At 63.3% G+C, this 15,246-nt stretch carries 20 protein-coding genes; 7 read left to right on the top strand and 13 right to left on the bottom strand.

Annotated features, from left to right (window positions below; all coding sequences use genetic code 11):
- Positions 1 to 6 precede the first annotated feature (6 nt).
- Positions 7 to 213 (top strand): hypothetical protein, encoded by a 207-nt coding sequence (locus NKI96_RS03485; RefSeq protein WP_023686390.1) that lies wholly within the window; start codon positions 7 to 9, stop codon positions 211 to 213.
- An 11-nt stretch (positions 214 to 224) separates the two neighbouring features.
- Entirely contained in the window at positions 225 to 1,208 is a 984-nt protein-coding gene (gene denD, locus NKI96_RS03480) for a D-erythronate dehydrogenase (RefSeq protein WP_023733467.1), read from the top strand.
- A 10-nt stretch (positions 1,209 to 1,218) separates the two neighbouring features.
- Here the strand turns inward: denD and NKI96_RS03475 are convergent, their stop codons facing one another.
- From NKI96_RS03475 to NKI96_RS03460, 4 genes are all read right to left on the bottom strand, one after another.
- The gene (locus NKI96_RS03475; protein ID WP_502900247.1) at positions 1,219 to 2,391 is read right to left on the bottom strand and encodes a nickel/cobalt transporter; all 1,173 of its coding nucleotides are present in this window, start codon (positions 2,389 to 2,391) and stop codon (positions 1,219 to 1,221) included.
- Between the two features lie 8 nt (positions 2,392 to 2,399).
- On the bottom strand, positions 2,400 to 3,068 hold the full coding sequence (locus NKI96_RS03470; protein ID WP_023695722.1) for a DUF1007 family protein: 669 nt from the start codon (positions 3,066 to 3,068) through the stop codon (positions 2,400 to 2,402).
- 89 nt (positions 3,069 to 3,157) lie between these two features.
- A complete protein-coding gene (locus tag NKI96_RS03465; protein ID WP_023671925.1) occupies positions 3,158 to 4,057 on the bottom strand; it encodes a LysR family transcriptional regulator in 900 nt (299 codons plus the stop codon).
- Between the two features lie 2 nt (positions 4,058 to 4,059).
- Positions 4,060 to 5,259 carry an amidase gene (locus NKI96_RS03460; protein WP_023695723.1) on the bottom strand — a complete coding sequence of 400 codons (1,200 nt, stop codon included), beginning with the start codon at positions 5,257 to 5,259 and terminating at the stop codon, positions 4,060 to 4,062.
- Positions 5,260 to 5,798: 539 nt separating this feature from the next.
- Here NKI96_RS03460 and odc2 point away from each other — a divergent pair.
- On the top strand, positions 5,799 to 6,932 hold the full coding sequence (odc2, locus tag NKI96_RS03455; protein WP_352802935.1) for an ornithine/lysine decarboxylase: 1,134 nt from the start codon (positions 5,799 to 5,801) through the stop codon (positions 6,930 to 6,932).
- Positions 6,933 to 7,022: 90 nt separating this feature from the next.
- Positions 7,023 to 7,619: a GNAT family N-acetyltransferase gene (locus NKI96_RS03450; RefSeq protein ID WP_023728392.1), complete on the top strand. Its 597-nt coding sequence runs from the start codon at positions 7,023 to 7,025 to the stop codon at positions 7,617 to 7,619.
- Positions 7,620 to 7,688: 69 nt separating this feature from the next.
- On the opposite strand, the gene NKI96_RS03445 is transcribed toward NKI96_RS03450, so the two are convergent.
- The 8 genes from NKI96_RS03445 to flhA form a co-directional block, all read right to left on the bottom strand.
- Positions 7,689 to 7,973 (bottom strand): SCP2 sterol-binding domain-containing protein, encoded by a 285-nt coding sequence (locus tag NKI96_RS03445; protein ID WP_023683274.1) that lies wholly within the window; start codon positions 7,971 to 7,973, stop codon positions 7,689 to 7,691.
- A 195-nt stretch (positions 7,974 to 8,168) separates the two neighbouring features.
- Positions 8,169 to 8,717: a hypothetical protein gene (locus tag NKI96_RS03440; protein WP_352802932.1), complete on the bottom strand. Its 549-nt coding sequence runs from the start codon at positions 8,715 to 8,717 to the stop codon at positions 8,169 to 8,171.
- A gap of 28 nt (positions 8,718 to 8,745) precedes the next feature.
- Entirely contained in the window at positions 8,746 to 9,162 is a 417-nt protein-coding gene (locus NKI96_RS03435; protein WP_023671919.1) for a hypothetical protein, read from the bottom strand.
- Positions 9,163 to 9,175: 13 nt separating this feature from the next.
- Positions 9,176 to 9,748: a rod-binding protein gene (locus NKI96_RS03430; RefSeq protein WP_023671918.1), complete on the bottom strand. Its 573-nt coding sequence runs from the start codon at positions 9,746 to 9,748 to the stop codon at positions 9,176 to 9,178.
- Positions 9,749 to 9,837: 89 nt separating this feature from the next.
- The gene (locus NKI96_RS03425; protein ID WP_023691742.1) at positions 9,838 to 9,972 is read right to left on the bottom strand and encodes a hypothetical protein; all 135 of its coding nucleotides are present in this window, start codon (positions 9,970 to 9,972) and stop codon (positions 9,838 to 9,840) included.
- Between the two features lie 67 nt (positions 9,973 to 10,039).
- Positions 10,040 to 10,423 carry a hypothetical protein gene (locus NKI96_RS03420; RefSeq protein ID WP_023691741.1) on the bottom strand — a complete coding sequence of 128 codons (384 nt, stop codon included), beginning with the start codon at positions 10,421 to 10,423 and terminating at the stop codon, positions 10,040 to 10,042.
- Between the two features lies 1 nt (position 10,424).
- The gene (gene fliR, locus NKI96_RS03415; RefSeq protein WP_023691740.1) at positions 10,425 to 11,177 is read right to left on the bottom strand and encodes a flagellar biosynthetic protein FliR; all 753 of its coding nucleotides are present in this window, start codon (positions 11,175 to 11,177) and stop codon (positions 10,425 to 10,427) included.
- Positions 11,174 to 13,261, bottom strand: a complete 2,088-nt coding sequence (flhA, locus tag NKI96_RS03410) for a flagellar biosynthesis protein FlhA (RefSeq protein ID WP_023671908.1) — start codon at positions 13,259 to 13,261, stop codon at positions 11,174 to 11,176. Before flhA ends, fliR begins: the two co-directional genes overlap by 4 nt.
- A 123-nt stretch (positions 13,262 to 13,384) precedes the next feature.
- Here flhA and NKI96_RS03405 point away from each other — a divergent pair, with 123 nt between their 5' ends.
- A complete protein-coding gene (locus NKI96_RS03405; protein ID WP_023691739.1) occupies positions 13,385 to 13,684 on the top strand; it encodes a putative quinol monooxygenase in 300 nt (99 codons plus the stop codon).
- Positions 13,685 to 13,723: 39 nt separating this feature from the next.
- Here the strand turns inward: NKI96_RS03405 and NKI96_RS03400 are convergent, their stop codons facing one another.
- Positions 13,724 to 14,038 carry a hypothetical protein gene (locus tag NKI96_RS03400; protein ID WP_155921527.1) on the bottom strand — a complete coding sequence of 105 codons (315 nt, stop codon included), beginning with the start codon at positions 14,036 to 14,038 and terminating at the stop codon, positions 13,724 to 13,726.
- Between the two features lie 170 nt (positions 14,039 to 14,208).
- Between NKI96_RS03400 and NKI96_RS03395 the strand changes: the two genes are divergently transcribed.
- Both NKI96_RS03395 and NKI96_RS03390 read left to right on the top strand, forming a co-directional pair.
- Complete coding sequence (locus NKI96_RS03395; protein ID WP_023807235.1) at positions 14,209 to 14,568, top strand: hypothetical protein; 360 nt, start codon at positions 14,209 to 14,211, stop codon at positions 14,566 to 14,568.
- Positions 14,565 to 15,218, top strand: coding sequence for a helix-turn-helix domain-containing protein (locus NKI96_RS03390; protein ID WP_027049833.1), 654 nt, complete (start codon positions 14,565 to 14,567; stop codon positions 15,216 to 15,218). The genes NKI96_RS03395 and NKI96_RS03390 overlap by 4 nt, the downstream gene beginning before the upstream one ends.
- The last annotated feature ends 28 nt before the right edge of the window (positions 15,219 to 15,246 follow it).

The following is a 15,246-nucleotide window of genomic DNA, read 5'->3' as shown; positions in this document are numbered from 1 at the left end:
GACGGCATGATGGATCGCGACACGCGAAACGCGCTGATTGCCGCAGCCTGGATCATGCTGCTGTTCGGCATCGCGGCGTTCTATCTGCCGACCGTGATGCTGGCCGTCGGCAATGTCTCGACCGTGCTTGCCGGCATCGTCGGCATCGCCTTCGTGCTGGCATTCTTTCTGGTGTTCTGGTTGCGGGGTCGCAGCCAGAACAAGGGCAAATAAGAGGCTTTGAAATGCGCATCCTGATTACTGGCGCCGCCGGCATGGTCGGCCGCAAACTTGTCGACCGGCTGGCCAAGGACGGCACGCTCAACGGCCGCAAGATCACCGGGCTCGACCTGCACGACATCGTGCCGCCGCAGGCGCCGGCGATGGACGGCGTCAGCATCGCCACGCATACGGGCGACCTTGCCGACGCCGGTGCTGCCGAGAGCCTGGTCGCCTCACGCCCCGACGTCATGTTCCATCTCGCCGGCATCGTGTCGGGCGAGGCGGAGGCGAATTTCGATCTCGGCTACCGCGTCAATCTCGACGGCACACGGGCTCTGTTCGATGCGGTCCGGCTGGCGGGCTTTTCGCCGCGTCTGGTCTTCACCTCGTCGATCGCGGTGTTCGGCGCGCCGTTCCCCGATGTCATCCCGGACGACTTCCATCCGACGCCGCTGACCTCCTACGGCACGCAGAAGCAGATGAGCGAAGCGCTGCTGGCCGACTATTCCAGGCGCGGCTTCTTCGACGGCATCGGCATAAGGCTGCCGACCATCTGCGTGCGGCCCGGCAAGCCGAACAAGGCGGCGTCAGGTTTCTTCTCCGGCATCATCCGCGAGCCGCTGAGCGGCCACGAGGCGATCCTGCCGGTGCCGCGCTCGGTGCTGCACACCCATGCCAGCCCGCGCTCTGCGGTCGGTTTCCTGATCCATGCCGCCGGGCTCGACGGTGCCGCTGTCGGGCCGCGCCGCAACCTTACAATGCCCGGCGTTGCCGTCACCGTCGGCGAGCAGATCGAGGCGGTGGAGCGCACTGCAGGCGCCGAGGTGGCGAGCCTGATCCGTGAGGAGCCCGACGAAACGATCTGGGCGATCGTCAAGGGTTGGCCGACGCGCTTCGAGGCGCGCCGTGCAAGGGACCTCGGCTTCAGCGCCGAAAACAGTTTCGATGAAATCATCCGCGCTCATATCGAGGATGAGCTGGGCGGAATGATCGCGGGTCAGGCCTGACCCGCCGAGGTCACACAGCTCCGGACAGGCTCGCCGACAACAGCAACAGCCCGAACAGGAAGACGAAGGCGGCGCCGCCGATTTCGACGACTGTGTGGATGCGGTTGCCCATGCGGCCGTCGCCGGCGAAATAGACCGCCCAGTTCTTGGCGGTGACTGCGATCGTTGCCAGCGCCGAGACTGTGATGGCGGTTCCAATCGACATCGCCAGCACCGACAGCAGGCCGCCGAGCCACAGGCCGTTGAGCAAAGCGAAGCTCAGCACAATCAGCGCGCCGGAGCAGGGGCGGATGCCGACGGCGGCTACAGCCGACCAGGCCGTGCGCCAGTCGAAGCGGTCGCCCGACAGCAGCGCCGGATCGGGCGCATGTGAGTGGCCGCACGTATCACAGACCTCGCCGGCTGGGTGATCGTGAGCGGCGTGATCGTGATGAGCGTGGTCGTGATGGGAATGATCGTGTGTGTCGTGGTCGTGCGCAGCGTGATCGTGATGATCATGCGAATGGTCGTGATGCACATGCAAGGCATGCGAATGCGCATGCGCCGCGTGGCTGTGAGCGGCATGCGAATGGCCGCCATGGGAATGACCGGCGTGGGCTGCCGACAGGCTGTAGGCGGGCGCCCTGCCGAACCAGCGCTGGACCGTGGGCCCAAGCTTGCGCCACAGCAGCCAGGCGCCGAACAAAGTGACGAAGACATAGCTCATGATCTCCATGAACCAGGCTGCGTCGGTCATCGAGATCGCGGTGCCGCGCAGGACGAAATAGGCAAGCAGCATCACCAGGATCGCGGTCAGGCCCTGCAGCAGCGCCGAGACGAAGGACAGCAGGATACCGCGCCTGAGCGCCACTTCATTGGCCACCATGTAGGACGAGATCACCGCCTTGCCGTGGCCGGGGCCGGCGGCGTGGAAAATGCCGTAGGCGAAGGACAGGCCGATCAGCAGCCACATCTTGCTGCCGTCCTCGCGCATTGCTTTCATCGCCGTGGCCAATGCGCGGTAGAATTCCTGCTGGCGCAGATTGATCCACATCAGGATGTGGGCGAACGGGCCGGTGGTGGGCGCCATGCCGTCATTGACACCGATGCCGAGTGAGCTCTGGGCATGGGCCTGCCCGAGAAAGTGCGTCATCAGCAGGGCAGCGGCCACAAGGCCGAATGCCAAACGCAGGGACGGTTTCATCACCGGATCTATCCTTCTGGCGGGCAATTCAGTTCGAGCTTGGTGGCGAAGATCTTGCTCATGTCGGTGCCTGTCGGGTCGTTGAAGAACGCGTCCGTCAGGGTCTTCTGGTTTTCCTTGATCGCCTCGTCTGGATCAGGCCGGATGACGCTCTTGGTGCAGTTCGAGGGCAGGCCTTCCACCGTGATGTTGCTATCCTCGGTGAAGTCGATCGCTGTGTAGAAGGTTGGATCGTAGACGCCGAAATCGATCTTGCCGGCGAGCTTGATCGGCACCTTGGGTTCGGATTCGAACAGGATGATCAACTGGTCGTTGTCAAAATTGGCCATCAGATGCGGTGGCGGCGTCATAGGCACGTCCTTGCCGTCGACGGTGACGAGCTGGAAATAGTTGAATTCGGCCAGCGAGGCATGAACTGTGTCGGCGACATCCTTCAGCTCCTTGTCGTCAAGCTTCAGGTCGGAGTTCTTGTCGAACTCCATCATCACCGTACTCGAAAACAGATCATCGAAACGCCAGAGGTGACGCAGCGCTTTCACACTTTGGTGATCCGGAGAGAGGATCACGTCGAGGCGGGCCTCGGCGAAGACATGAGGATGCGCGCCAGCCGCTCCGACGGCGGCAAAAGGCGCCGCCAAGGCCGAAGCCAGCATGATTGCGTGCCGTTTCAGATGCATTCTCGGTCGCTGTTCCATCGGCCTCGGAGAGATTTCGAGAGGTTACCAGAAACGGGGCGAAATTGGGACCGCGGCACGGCAAGACCGGGTCAGGCGCTCTCGCGGTTCTTGAACCACTGCACCAGAAAATCGACGAAGACACGGACCTTGGCCGGCAGATAGCGGCGGTGCGGGTAGACGGCGAAAATGCCGCTGCCCGACTGGATGCGGTCGTCAAGCAAGGACACCAGCAGCCCGGATGCGAGGTCGGGTGCGGCGATGAAATCCGGCAGGATGGTGAAGCCCAGACCGGACACGGCGGCGGCTCGCGCGGCCATCGGGCTGTTGACCTCGATCGGACCCGATACGTTGACACTGACAGACTCCTCGCCATCGCCCCTGAAGCGCCAGTTGGCGAGCGAGCGGCCATTGGTGTCGACGATGCAGGGCAAGTTGGCGAGATCCTGCGGGCGCGTCGGCTTGCCGTGCTTGGCGATCAGCTCCGGCGAGGCGCAAAGCTTGATCGAAAACGGCCCCAGGCGGCGGGCGATCAGCGATGAGTTCTCCAGGCGCGAGATGCGCACGGCAAGATCGAAACCTTCCTCGACCAGATCGACAAAACGGTCGTCGAGATGGATGTCGAGCACGATGTCGGGATGCTGCTTGGCGAAGTCGATCAGCGACTGGCCGATCGGTGCATCGGCAAAGGTGCGCGCCGCCGACAGCTTGATCCTGCCGCGCACGTCACCGGAGGATTCGCGCACGGCGTCGGCTAGGCTGTCGACCTCGCGCACGATTTCCGAAGCGCGGCTGTAATAGGTATGGCCGGCCTCAGTCAACGAGAACTGCCGCGTGGTGCGGTTGAGCAGCAGCGCGCCGAGTTCGTCCTCGAGTTCGCGCACATATTTCGACAGCAGCGCCTTGGAGCGACCGATCTTGCGCGCGGCCGCCGAAAAGCCTTCGGCCTCGACGACGTCGATGAAGGCGCGCATGCGGGTCAGTGTATCCATCATCAGGCCTTTCGTGCCGCATCGAGAATTCGCCGGCCGAGCCGTATCAGGGCAATGTCGCTGCCGGGAGGGCCGAGCAGCGAGAGGCCGAAAGGGGCACCGTCAACCGAGCCCAGCGGCAGGGTGATTTGCGGAAAGCCTGACAGACCCGAAAGGCACAAAAGATGCAAGGCCCTTTCGCGGTAGGCCTGGAGCTGCTGCGGCTCGCTTTTGACCAGAGGTGCGGGGCCTGGAACGGTGGGCAGGACAAGAAACCCGTCCTGGCCGAGCAGCGCGGCTAGCTCGGAGCGGAACGTCAGGCGGCGCACCGCCTCGGCGCGCGCGGTCTTTTCGTCGATCGTGCGGCCAAAACCAAAGCGCTCCTCGACGCCCGGCCCGAGATCGCGCTCGCCAGAAATGATCCAGGCGCCATGCTGCTGCCAGGCCTCGGCGGCCTGGAGGCGGCGAAAGCACCAGTAGAGCTCGTCGGGGAAGGAGGCGAAGCTGTACTCTTCCGGCGCCGGCTCACCGATAAGACTGGCGGCCAGCGCTCTCATCCTGGCATATTCGGCTGCCTCGGCGGGGCCGGCCACGAAAGCGTCCAGCCAGCGGATCGAAAGCGGCCGGGTGAGCGGATATGGATGCGGGTCGCGGCCGAGCAGCAATTTGCCGATCGTCTCATAGGTCTCGATGTCGTCGGCGAACCAGCCGAATGTGTCGAAGCTCGGCGCCAGCTTCATCGTGCCTTCGAGCGAAATGCGGCCATGCGTGGTGCGCAGCCCGATCAATCCGCAAAAGCTCGCCGGGGCGCGGATCGAGCCGCCGGTGTCCGACCCGGTAGCGATATCGGCAAGCTTGCCGGCCACCGCCGCCGCCGAGCCTGACGAGGAACCGCCGGTGACGCGATCGGGAGCGGCCGGGTTCACCGGAAACGGAAAATGCGCGTTCTGGCCCATCAGCGAGAAAGCGAACTCGTCGGTCTGCGTCTTGCCGATGAAGCGCGCGCCGGCGTCGAGAATCATCTGCACGGCCGGTGCCGTGCTGGACGCGGCATGCGCCTCGTCGAACTTCACCAGATTGCCGCAACCGGTGCGGTAGCCGGCGACGTCGTAAATGTCCTTTACCGCCAGCCTGAGCCCGGCCAGCGGCCCCAGTTCCGCATTGGCGACCGGCATGCGGCGCAGGTCAAGAAAGGCGTTGAGCGGGCCGTGCGTGCCTGGCATCGTTCGATATCCGTATACAGTAGGCCCAGCATTGTTCGATGCCGGAAATTTTACAACCTGGGATACGATTTTTATTGATTGTGAAATCTTTCGATCTTATATCGCGCTTGCCCAAAGTCGCACGTGCCTGTGGGTGTCCGCCGATCCTCGAATGGTGAGGGAAATCGGTAAGGTAACTGGAGCTAACCCCTCCAGTCGGTCTAGCGGCCAACCGCCAGCCCGAGGACACCTTGAAGCAACGACGGTGCGGGCCTTTCTGGTGTTCTGCCGGTCGTCCAAAGACCGGGGTTACTGAAGAGGCACACCTTCATTGCCGGCAGTGCGGACGGGTCTCCCATCCAAGCCAAGGCAGACAAAGCGAACCGAGGCCGGGCAAGGCCAAGGTTCACCGCCGCGAGACGGCGTTTCATGGTTCCGGGGTCTCCACCGGCTGGTTCCATGAATTTCCGTCCCGCCTTTGTTTGACCGCGCGTCGCGAGGCCGAGAGCCCGCGTCCGCAGCCTTATTGCGCGCCGCAAGGCGTTAATGGAGAGACCCCGATGGCCACTCAGCGCATCCTCGACTTCCTCGCCACCCGACGTCCGTCCGGCCCCTGCCTCGTCGTCGACCTCGATGTCGTGCGCGACAATTTTCGCGCCTTCGAAAAGGCGCTGCCCGATTCCCGGATCTACTATGCGGTGAAAGCAAATCCGGCGCCGGAAATCCTGCGCCTGCTTGCTGCGATGGGCTCATCCTTCGACACCGCTTCCGTTGCCGAGGTCGAGATGGCGATGGACGCCGGTGCGCCGGCGGACCGTATCTCCTTCGGCAACACCATCAAGAAGGAGCGTGACATTGCACGCGCCTACCAGCTCGGCATTCGGCTGTTTGCCGTCGATTGCGTCGAGGAAGTCGACAAGATCGCCCGCGTCGCTCCCGGCGCCCGCGTGTTCTGCCGCGTGCTGACCGACGGCGAAGGCGCCGAGTGGCCGCTGTCGCGCAAGTTCGGCTGCGTGCCGGCGATGGCCGTCGACGTGCTGCGCCATGCCAGGACGCTCGGCCTCGACGCCTATGGCGTGTCGTTCCATGTCGGCTCGCAGCAGACCGACCTGGCGGCGTGGGACCGTGCGCTGGCCGACGCCAAGAAGGTGTTCGCCACGCTCGCCGATGAAGGCATCGTCCTCAAGATGGTCAATATGGGCGGCGGTTTCCCAACGCGCTACCTCAGGGACGTGCCGGCGGCCCAGGCTTACGGCCAGGCGATCTTTTCGGCGCTGCGCAAGCATTTCGGCAATGCCATCCCGGAGACCATCATCGAGCCGGGCCGCGGCATGGTCGGCAATGCCGGCGTCATCAAGTCGGAAGTCGTGCTGATCTCCAAGAAGGCCGAAAACGACAATGTGCGCTGGGTGTTCCTCGACATCGGCAAGTTCGGCGGTCTGGCCGAGACGATGGACGAGGCGATCCGCTATCCGATCGTCACCCGCCATGACGGCTCGGAGACAGCACCTTGCGTGCTCGCCGGCCCGACCTGCGATTCGGCCGATGTGATGTACGAGAAGACGCCGTATCCGCTGCCTCTGTCGCTGACCATCGGCGACGATGTGCTGATCGAAGGCACCGGCGCCTACACGACCACCTACTCGGCGGTCGCCTTCAACGGCTTCGAGCCTCTCCGATCCTACGTGATCTGACGGCTTCGGCCTTCAGATCACCTCAGACGGACGTTTGCGTCCGCTCGGGTTCGCCTGTGGAACAAGCTCCGCTCGTGAAGGATCGCGGAAATGGACATTGTAAATTACATTGACGGCATTGGATTCTCCCCCTCGAGGGGGGAGATTGCCGGCGCCATTCCCATCGTCGCCGAAACTGCGGCAGACATTGCATCGCGTGAAGCGTTGCTCGATCGCGCCATGGGGCCGATGCGGCGCAAGAAATCGTCGGAGAAGCTGCGGCGTGGCCGCCGGCCTTCCGAAGGTCTCGCTTTTGTCGTGCGGGATGCCGCCGGCGCGGTTGCCGGCACGGTGCGGCTGTGGGACGTACGTCTGGGCGAGGGCGGCCCGGGAGCACTTCTGCTCGGACCGCTCGCCGTCGATCCGGCGCTGAAGAACGCCGGCATCGGCTCGGCGCTGATGCGCCATGCTTTGGCCGAGGCCGCGCGTCTCGGCCATGCCGCGGTGCTGCTGGTCGGCGATGCGCCTTACTATGGCCGCTTCGGCTTCTCGGCGGAGAAGACCGGCGCGCTCGCCATGCCTGGTCCGTACGAGCGGCACCGCCTGCTGGCGCTGGAACTGATCGATGGTGCGCTCGACGGCGCGCGTGGCACGCTGAGGGCTGCAGGTCGCAAGCTCAAGGCACAGAGGCTGTCGCTGGCCGCCTGATTGTCCAAAAACAAACGCCGCCGGTCCTTTGCATTTCAGCGAGGGCGGCGTTTTGTTTTTGCGAAGGGCTCAGCCGATCAGTTGGCTGAGCGCCATGGCGACCGACATATCGCCTTCGACCTTTATCTTGCCGGACATGAACGCCATGGTCGGGTTGAGGTCGCCGGCGATCAGCGAATCCAGATCGTCGAGCGACAGCTTTATGGTGCAGTCGGTCGGCGCGTCGGTGGTCGAGACGGTTGCGCCGTCGATGACGATGACGCCGTTGCTGCCGGTATCGAACTTCACGGAATGTTCGAACCCGGCGCTCGCCACGCGCGACCTCATCTTCTCGGCAATGTCCTGAACGCTCATGACTGTTCTCCTGGTCTCGTTGCGTTTTGCCGCGCTTCAGTGACCGGCCTCCGCCGAAGTCACTGTCTCGCGCGTACCGCGATCCGGGTCGCTTGGCGCATATAGCTTCGAGTTGACGTAAACGTCAACGCGCGATGCGTCATCTCGTTTCAGTCGGAAGGAATGCGGCAGAGAACATTCGCCGTGCGACGAAGGTTAGTGTTCAGCACCGGGCTTCGCCGCCTCGGCCTGGGCCGATTCCGCCGGGGCCGGTTCGGTCGGCGTGGCCGGATCCTTGCGGCGGCGCATGGCGTTGTCGCGGATTTCGTCCTTGGTCAGGAAGTTGACCTGGTCGATCAGCACTTCATGCACCAGGTCGGCGCCGACGCGAGCGTTGACGGTGTCGCGTATGGCCTTGCGGAAGGCATCGAGATCGATGGTTTCCTTCTTGGTGAAGTCGATCTGAGGATTGGAGTAGAGATAGGAATACACCTGATCGGTCATCAGCGCTTCGGCCGGGATCGACATCTTCTTTATCTCGGCCGGCTCGACCGTGTAGACGAGCTTGGTGAGGAAATAGCCGTCGATCTTGGAATCGCGGATCAGCGGCACCGAGATGATGTCGGTCTTGACGTAGTCGAGGCCACCCAGCATCGGTTTCGGCGTCTCGCCGACGCCGCGCTCACCGGCCGCCTGGAACGAATAGAACACCGCGCCAAGCGTGGCGGCGCAGATCCAGATCGCGGCGGCGATGAATTTGATCACCGGTTGTTCCCGCCTGTTGCCGAGATCATCAGCTCGCCCAACCGAATTCGCCGGCCGAGTATGTGCCGTCGGCTTCGGCGCGCTGAATGGCGTTCTTCAACAGCGTGGCGACTTCGTTGACCGCGTTGAGGTGGGCGAGGATTGCAGCCTCGTTTTTCGCGAGCTTCTGGCGCAGCCGCGCCAGACTGTCGCGATGCTGTTCCAGGAATTCGATCTCGTTGGCGCCCTTCATGGCGCGGGTCAGCTCATAGAGGTAGCGGCTCTTGCGGGCGTTGGAGGCCTTGAGGTCATAGCTGGTGTCGTTCTTCAAACCGGCCGTCTCTTCCTCGACCGCTTCCTCGATGCGGCCGATGATGGCGGCAAGGTTGCCCGGCCGTGCAAACGGGATCGGCGCTTCGGACGTACGCGCCGGCAGGTTGGAAGAGTATTTTGAAAAATCGGCCATTGAAAATCCTGGTCTAGATCTTGATTTCGGTTTTGATGGTCGTCTCGTCGCCGGTCATCGACCGTGCGGCCTTGCGCTGCAATTCCTCGACCAGCGAGGTGGACAGCCGGGTCTGCTGGTCGATCTCGGTCTTGTGCGGCCCGGTTGACACCGGGCCGATCGGCACGGTGCGCTTGCCGTCCTTGTAGTGGTCGGCGAGCAGCGATTTGGCGATGCCGATCCCTCCGCGCTCGGCCATGACGTCGGCGACACGCTCGGCAAGCTGCGATTTCCACATGTCGCCGGCCAGCCCCTTGCCGTAGACGCCCTCTGTGTCCTTGGGCAGCATGTTCTGGATGAAGGTCTGCAAGACCATCGCCTCGAACTTCTTGAACTTGCTGGCGGGATCGGCATTTGCGGCGGCCTTGTCGGCGGTGGCGCGCGACAGGATCGAGCCGGCATCGACCGAAGCAGCCATGTCGACAGAAAAATTACCGCCAACGCCGTTGGCCCGCTTGGCCAGCGCGGCACGGGCAGCCTCGATATCCGCCGGGTCGACGGCTCGGGCAACATCGAGAACGATGTCGCTGGGTGGAGAAATCGCCAAGAAAGTCCGCCTCTTTGCCGGGTTTCCTGAGCGACCATGCCGCAGCAAGCTTGTGGCAGGCTTGCCGGCTCGAAATCCTTCGCCGGATGCTAGGCCATTGCTATCAGCAGCGGCAACTCCGGCTGGGTCGATGCGATCTGGTCGTTTGCGGTGGGCGCTGCCGGCGTCGCCATGGTCAGATCGTAGGTGGCGTAGGCGCAGAGGCCGAACACGGCGCCGTACACCCAACACAGCCCGCCGCACGGAACGAAACCGAACGCCGTCCGCAGGTGACCCGGCTCTAACTTCCGATTATTCCTGCCCTCGCCTCTGCGCGATCAGATCGAGCCGGTCGCGGTCGGAGCGTTCGCGTTCGTCCTGTCGGCGCACGTCCTTGTAGGCGCGCTCGACCATGTTGGTGCGCGCCGTCGCAGTGGCGATGAGCGTGACCTCCTGCCTGGCGCCTTCCAGGCTCGCTTCCTGCCGGACCAGCGCATTGGCGATGCGGCGATGGTAGAGGTCAGGGAACAGCACCGCCATCGACTGGTCGGCGTCGAAATGCTGGACAAGTTCCCTGGCCTCGGTTTCGGCGGTTGCCGCTGCCGCCAGGAAGGCCGCATGGCGCGTCTCGTGCAGGGCCTTCAACTGCTCCTGCACCTTGACCAGTTTCTTCAGCCGTTCCTTGCGCGTGCTCATCTCACCTCGCCAGCGTCAGGTCGACAAAGCCGTCGACGAACAGCGACAGCATGGTGCCGATGGCGAAGTAGAAGATGATCATGCCGCCGGCGATGACGAAAGGCAGCGAGATAAAATAGACCGGGATCTGCGGCGTCAGCTTGTTGACGAAGCCGATCGTCAAATTGACGAGAATGGCATAGGCGATGAACGGGCTGCCGAGCCGGATGACCAGGAAGAAGGCGTCCGACACCGTGTCGGTGAGATCGACCAGGGCGGCCTGGGGATTGAAGAAGACGTTGACCGGCGCCACCGTGTAGGAGGCGACCAGAGCGCGGATGATCTCGTGGTCGAAATCGAAGACGAAGAGCAGCAGCAACGCTGAAAACGAGATGATGGCGGCGAGAGCCGCCTGCGGTTCTGGCTCCTCGATGGCGGGGCCGCCGGTGCCGCCATAGCCGATCAGCATGGCGATGGCCGAACCCATGAAGCGCAGAGCCTCCATGTAGAGCCTCGTCATCGCGCCGATCAGCCCGCCGACCAAAAGTTCGGAGATGATCATCGGCGCCAGCACCTGCGGACGCGCATCGACGAAGGGAAAGATCTTGTCCCACAGGAAGGCGAGCAGGCCACCGGTGGCGGCGATCGACACGAACAGCCGGACCTGGACCGGCACGCGGGCGCTGGACAGGCCCGGCATCAGCATGAAGCAGGCGCCGATGCGACAGAAGGCGAGGAAGGCGGCGATGACGACGCCTTGCGACAGTATGTTCACGAGATCGTCCCGAGCACCTTGATCTCGACGCCCTTGGCGATTTCGACATGGGAGAGAACGGGAAGCGTCGTGAACAGGCGCTCGATGATCATGCGCACATAGGGGCGAGCATCGGGCGCGGTGACGAGGACAAAACGCTCGCCGGCCTCGAGATGCTTGCGGATCGCCTTGGTCGCGTCCTGGCCGAATTCCTCCAGCTGGCGCGGGTCGATGTCGAATTCGCGCACCTCGCCCTTGGCGTCGCGCTTGAGGCTCTGGTGGAAGGCGAGGTCCCAGCGGTTGCCGAGGCGCAGCACCTTGAGCATGCCGCCCTCGGAGAGATCGCCGCAGATCTGCTGGGCCATGCGGATGCGGACATGCTCGACGATCTGCTCGGTGCGGCGCACATGCGGCGCGATCTCGGCGATAGCCTCGATGATCAAATGCAGGTTGCGGATCGATACGCGTTCGGCCAGCAGCAATTTCAGCACCGCCTGCAGGCCGGGATAGGAGATGTGCGAGGTGCAGATCTCGTCGGCGAGCTTGCGGTATTCCGGATCCTGGCGCTCGAGCAGCGCCTTCATGTCCTTGTAGGACAGAAGCTGCGGCAGGTTGTTGCGGATCACCTCGGACAAATGGGTGAGCAGCACCGACATGTTGTCGGCAAAGGTATAGTTCTCACGCTTCAGATCCTCGGCGAAGGTTTCGAGCACCGAGAAGGCGCGCATGCCGAAGGCCGGCTCGCGGATTTCCTCGCCGGGAACGTCGGGCAAATCCCGGTTCCCCAGCAGCACCATGATCTCGCCGACGCGCATCTGGTATTCGGCGACGACGGTGCCGTGGACCTTGATCTGATAGCTTTTCGGCGGGATGCCGAAATCGTCGGCGACGCGCACTTCCGGCACGACGAAGCCGTATTGCGTGGCAAATTTCTTGCGCATCTTGGCCATGCGGAACACCAGTTCCTGATGCGACACCAGCAGCCGCGTCGACAGCTGCTTGCCGATCAGAAGCTCGATCTCGGCGGTGGTCAGCGAAGCCTTGACCGAGTTCTTCTCTTCCTCGACCTTGTTCGCCTTCTCCAGATCCTTGATCGCTTCGGCGGCGGCAGCCTCGCGGTTGGCGCGCATCGGGATGACGTAGCCAAGACCGGCCATGCCTGCAGCCAGCGTGAAGAACGGGAAGAACGGCAGGCCGGGCATCAGGCCGAGCAGGACGAGCAGCGAGGCCGCGACATAGAGCGCGCGCGGATGCGCGCCGAGCTGGCCGAACACCGCCTGGTTGGTCGAGCCGCGCGTGCCGCCCTTGGACACCAGCAGGCCGGCGGCGAGCGAAACGATAAGCGCCGGGATCTGGGTGACCAGGCCGTCGCCGACCGACAGCTTGATGAAGACATCGGCGGCTTCGCCCATGCCCATGCCGTGCCTGATGTAGCCGATGGCGATGCCGCCGACGATGTTGATGGCGGTGATGATGAGGCCGGCAATGGCATCGCCGCGCACGAATTTCGAGGCGCCGTCCATCGAGCCGAAGAAGGACGATTCTTCCTCGAGTTCTCTGCGGCGCAGTTGCGCTGTCTTGTCGTCGATCATGCCGGCGGACAGGTCGGCGTCGATCGACATCTGCTTGCCGGGGATAGCGTCGAGGGTAAAGCGGGCGCCGACTTCGGCAATACGGGTGGCGCCCTTGGTGATGACGATGAAGTTGACTACGATCAGGATCATGAAGACGATCAGGCCGATGACGAAATCGCTGGCCATCACCAGTTTGGAGAAGCCGGCGATGACATAGCCGGCGGCGTGCGTGCCCTCATTGCCATGCGACAGGATCATGCGCGTGGTGGCGATGTTGAGCGACAGCCGCAACATGGTGGCGATGAGCAGCACGGTCGGGAAGGACGAGAAATCGAGCGGCCGCTGGATCCACAGCGCCACCATCAGGATCAGCACCGACAATGCGATCGAGAAGGCGAGGCCGATGTCGATGAGGAAGGCCGGGATCGGGAGGAACAGCACGGCCAGGATGATGACGATGCCGATGGCGAAGAAGACATCGCGGCCGTTCTTGGCCACTGTTCCTGTCGCTAAGCTTTCGCTGACTGCCATGTCGTCCCCAATCACAAGCCTGCCGAGCACGCGACAGCCCTTCGAGCCTAACCGGTCAAGCTTGCGCGAGGGTGGGAGGACTGGTTAGTTGCCAGGACGACAGAGGCCTTGAGGAGAGAGATCATGCTGGTGATCATCGGCACCATTCGCTTGCCGGCGGAACGGCTCGACGAGGCAAGGCCGGCCATGCGGCGCATGATACTGGGCAGCTGGGCGGAGCCCGGCTGCATCGAATACTCCTACGCGCAGGACGTGCTCGACGCCGGGCTCATCCATGTAATCGAGGTGTGGAGCGACAGGGCCGCGCTCGACGCGCATTTCCGCTCGCCTCACATCGCCGATTGGCGGGCGAGCTGGGCATCGCTCGGCATAGGCGAGCGCAACCTCATGCTCTACGAGGCCGGCGAGCCGAAGCCGATCTGAGGACCGGGCACAGTCAAGAAGGCGTAGGCCCAAGAAAGTCTAGCAGGCGTTGACCTGTCTGCAGGACCATCCGCCGCCATCGGTATCGTGGCAGTCTTCATAGCTGCCGTAGCAGGTGTTCGTCGAATTGCGATACCAAGGGTAGCCGCCAGGACAGCAAACATCTTGTTGTGCAGTCTGGATAAATTCCTTTGCCGGCCGGCTTTGGTTTTCCGGATTGCCTCCCGCCAAAAAAAGAGACATCGGGTGTGACACAACAGACCTAACCGGCATATCCATGCTTGAATTGCTCACCGCAGACGAGCTCAAAAAAATCATGCCAACAGCTAATGAAAAAAATCCCCGCGCACTCATCTTCTCCTCCTTGAGGGAAATGGAGACGGCCAAAAATAACACAGCTGCGTCGATTGCGTAAGCGATCGCTCATATACCTCGACACGCTCGCGGGGAATTGAAGCGGGGCGGCAAGCCTGACTGCGCCTCAGCGCCAGAATGGCGCCGCAAGCAGCCGGCATTATGTCGGCGTGCTGATCGTCGCCGAACTGCACAGCGATCCGTCCGATGGTGAGACGCCGGTGCTGGCCCTGGCCAAATTCCGGGATGCGGTGCTGGTGCCGACCATGAACGTCCAGTCGGCCGCCGAAACCTTCCAGCGCGTCGTCGCCGAGGAACTGGCGGTGGTCGAGGATTTCGACAACCGGGTCGTTGTCGGGCTTTTGACCAAGGGCCATCTGATGCGACGCTACGCCGAGGAACTCGACAAGGCGCGGCGCGACCTGTCGGGCGAAGAACAGGCCTCAGCCGGCATTTTAAAATGTCCCGGCGCTTGCCACGTGTACAGTGTCACTGTACAAATTGTTCAGTGGGAGAAAAAGACGGGATGAGCACCGACCAGGCTCCGGTCAAGAACGGCGTCGCCTCGACGGCGACGCATGCCCATCAGATGCTGGGCCAGCGGCTGAAGAGCCTGCGTCTCGGCCGGCGGCTTTCGCTGCGCGAACTCGCCGAGCTGACCGGGACCAGCGCCAGCTTCATCAGCCAGCTCGAGCGCGGCCTGACCGGCGCCAGCACCGCCTCGCTCAACCAGATGGCCTCGGCGCTTGGGGTGAGCGTGGCGATGCTGTTCGAGGATAGTGCCGCCGGGCAGCGCGGGGTCTTGCTGCGCAGCGAGCGGCCGAGCCTGCCGCCCAGCGACGGCTGCCGCAAGATGCTGCTCTCGCGTCCCCCTTTAAGCGACATGGAAGTCTATGTCGGCGAGTTCGAAATCGGCGGCTCGACCGGCCCAGCGCTCTACACCCATGGCGACGCGCACGAGATGCTCGTCGTGCTGCGCGGCATCGTCGAGGTTTCGCTCGGCGATGTCAGGCATGTGCTGGAAGAGGGCGACAGCATCGAATACGCGACATCGACAGCACATCGCTCAGAGAACATCGGCAGTGGCCGAGCCGAGGTGATGTGGATCATTGCGCCACCGACTTCGGTGCGCGCCGAACTCGATCAATACAGGGCCTGGAAACCGCTCGCAGCCAGGTAGGTTCAATCCATGCGGGTCAAATGGGAGA

This window comes from Mesorhizobium sp. M0292 (assembly GCF_040321695.1).
Taxonomy (GTDB): domain Bacteria; phylum Pseudomonadota; class Alphaproteobacteria; order Rhizobiales; family Rhizobiaceae; genus Mesorhizobium.
Note: the sequence above shows the minus strand (reverse complement) of the source record. Positions and strands in the feature narration are given on the sequence as shown.